Source organism: Pseudoalteromonas sp. Of11M-6, assembly GCF_022347905.1.
Lineage (GTDB): Bacteria > Pseudomonadota > Gammaproteobacteria > Enterobacterales > Alteromonadaceae > Pseudoalteromonas.
This window is the reverse complement of sequence record NZ_JAKRFW010000111.1, coordinates 1-2333: the sequence shown is the minus strand read 5'-3', so window position 1 is coordinate 2333 and position 2333 is coordinate 1. Positions and strand designations below refer to the sequence as shown.

General features: G+C 41.9%; 5 protein-coding genes. All 5 read right to left on the bottom strand.

The features are described from left to right. Positions 1-199 (bottom strand): hypothetical protein (locus MHN32_RS23490; protein ID WP_239422977.1); only part of this gene is annotated, 199 nt, incomplete at its 3' end. Further along, entirely contained in the window at positions 156-377 is a 222-nt protein-coding gene (locus MHN32_RS23485) for a hypothetical protein (RefSeq protein ID WP_239422976.1), read from the bottom strand. The genes MHN32_RS23490 and MHN32_RS23485, both read right to left, overlap by 44 nt. Further along, positions 352-693: a hypothetical protein gene (locus MHN32_RS23480; protein WP_239422975.1), complete on the bottom strand. Its 342-nt coding sequence runs from the start codon at positions 691-693 to the stop codon at positions 352-354. Before MHN32_RS23480 ends, MHN32_RS23485 begins: the two co-directional genes overlap by 26 nt. Before the next feature lie 84 nt (positions 694-777). Then, positions 778-1455 (bottom strand): GAD-like domain-containing protein, encoded by a 678-nt coding sequence (locus MHN32_RS23475; RefSeq protein WP_239422974.1) that lies wholly within the window; start codon positions 1453-1455, stop codon positions 778-780. Between the two features lie 13 nt (positions 1456-1468). After that, positions 1469-2333, bottom strand: an 865-nt coding sequence (locus MHN32_RS23470) for a polymorphic toxin type 15 domain-containing protein (protein ID WP_239422973.1), incomplete at its 5' end; no start/stop codon positions are given.

Below are 2333 nucleotides of genomic sequence, written 5' to 3'. Positions count from 1 at the left end.
ATAACCAATCACCTGCTTGGGTTGCAATGCCATTGGCTTCTATCAGTGGTGCGGTATTGCCGCTGCGTACCATTTCAGCCGCTCGCGCTGGGGTGATTTTTCCATACAGTGGATTTTTAGGGCGATTATCTTCTGGCAGGTAATCGCGTTTATCCTCACCATATTGCACGGTGTATTGATTTTGCTTTACCGCTGTCATCTAAGTTACCAGTCAACTCTGTGCCGTTTGCAAATCGAATGGTATAAGGTGCGCCCATAATTGGGCTGCCATCTTGATAGGTATAAGACAACTCAATGGTACTGCTCATCATGGTGGCAATGCCATCGGCGGCCAGTGAGAGTCGAGCATTCTCAGAGAGCGCTTGAGCTGCCGTCAAACACGGTCATGGCTTTGCCTTTTAAGGTCAGTAACTTGTCTGCAAAGATGTTGACGTTACCACTTGAGTCAATACTGATTTCACTGCCACCATTGGCAAGGGTGAGGTTGCCAGAGCCACTGCCTTTTACTGTGATATTACCTTGGCTTTGAATGAGTTGACTTCCCGCCGGCGCGGTGATGGTAAGGTTGTTGTCTGCCTTGAGCTTTATATCACTTTGGATAACACTGCGATGGCTGCGACCCGCCTTAAGGGTGATATTTTGTGTGGCGCTTACGTCAATTTGATTAGCGATGAGTTCAAAGTTAATCATCATCGCATTTTCAATTAATAAGTAAGTGTTTTTAGTGGTAAGGAGTTAAGTGGTTTTTATTTGCTACTTTAATAACAGGAGCATTTATTATGAATAAGCCTTAGCTATAAGCCCTTGTTGGTCTAGTATTTCTTTCTGACCAAATGATGCTAATACACTTAGATGGGCGAAAATATTTACTTTACTGACATTGTCAATGGTAGGCTGCCCACCAAGAAAAAAAGCGGGTTCAAAAGCATACATTTCGTTATATTTTAATTGAGATAATCGAAGTTTACATTTCTCAAAAAGTAAGCCTCCACTCGTATCATCTATATCCAGTGATGTTGGTCTTTTTGCACTAAAGAAAAACTGTATGGCATCGTTTTCTTCTCCAACTGCTATGTCTTCGGCATTACCTTCTTTCTCTATAATCCAACCGTGAGATGGGTCGATTAGATATTTATGTCCAAATTTCTCTCCCCATAAGAATAGCTCTCCAAAAGCACTGCGAGCAATTACATAATATGTGTCTTGCTCGACGATATCTGTATCTCCAAGCCATGCATCTAAGGTATCATCATAATCATCGGGATTAGTTAACCAAAAAAGCCCTTCCCCGAAACCAGAAAATCCGTATTCACTCCAATATTCTAATAATCTAGTAGGCAGTTTACCTTCAAACTTTTTTATTATTTCTGCTGGGGCTTGATTTTTTTCACTAGGCTCTTCAAACTTTTCAAGAAACCACTCGAAATCTTCATCTATTTCAAATTGTTTGGTCATTATTCTAACCTCCTTACTTACACCGTTCTAATTCTATATTCATTTGGGTGGTAGGGCCCATTGTTCTCAACGCAACCCTTGCTGCCTCATCCATACCGGAAACTCTCCCCTCTTTAGACCACTGAGAACCGAGAGAGGAGTTTACATTTTTATTTCCGAGTTTGTTGATCTTATCACTACCGCCCGCTATCAGGTCAGGATCATGTAAAGCAGCTAACTGAGACATTTGTTCTTTTATCTTCTCTGTTGCGACTTTATCAGCATTTCGACCTTTAATACCCTGCTTTCTCAAACTTTTTAATATTGATTCATACATTTCGTCCTCTAACTTCTTTCTGGCTGATACTTGTGCCATTCCGCCATTCGTTAGAATTTTTCTTGCTTTTTTATGTCCATGCTCTTTAACAAGGTCAGTCAAGGTTTTACGGTTTTCTAAATATTGTTCAACCGTCATTTTATTGATGCCGTGCTGCTGAGCTTTTAGTTGTTTATAAAACTCTTTTTCTAGAGCTTGCTTACCACCCTTAAAGTTCTTCGCTAAGTCTTCGCCAGGCATGAAGCAAGGAGGTCTATACTTCTTCATTTTTATAGCTTTGAGTTTAGCCCCCGGTAACTCATTCCCTTTTGGTGGCTCCAATTCATCGGCTTTGGCTTTGGTTGGTTTGTCGGTAACGCCTCGAATTGGTGGTTGGCCTTGATATTCATCCAGTGCTTTATTAACTCGCTGTCCGATTTCTTGGGCGGCTTGTTGCATATGTTGGTCGATTTTGGGGGTGACGTCGTCTAGGCGTTTTACCGTGGCTTGCATGCCTTCGATGGCGGCGTCTGGAAGCAGTAGGTCGTAGTGCCAACTGCTAGACATTTCATCGAGTGAATCG

Excerpts from the sequence above, each read along its gene's own strand:
- MHN32_RS23475 (WP_239422974.1), bottom strand. The coding sequence starts at position 1,455 with ATGACCAAACAATTTGAAATAGATGAAGATTTCGAGTGGTTTCTTGAA.
- MHN32_RS23480 (WP_239422975.1), bottom strand. The coding sequence starts at position 693 with ATGATGATTAACTTTGAACTCATCGCTAATCAAATTGACGTAAGCGCC.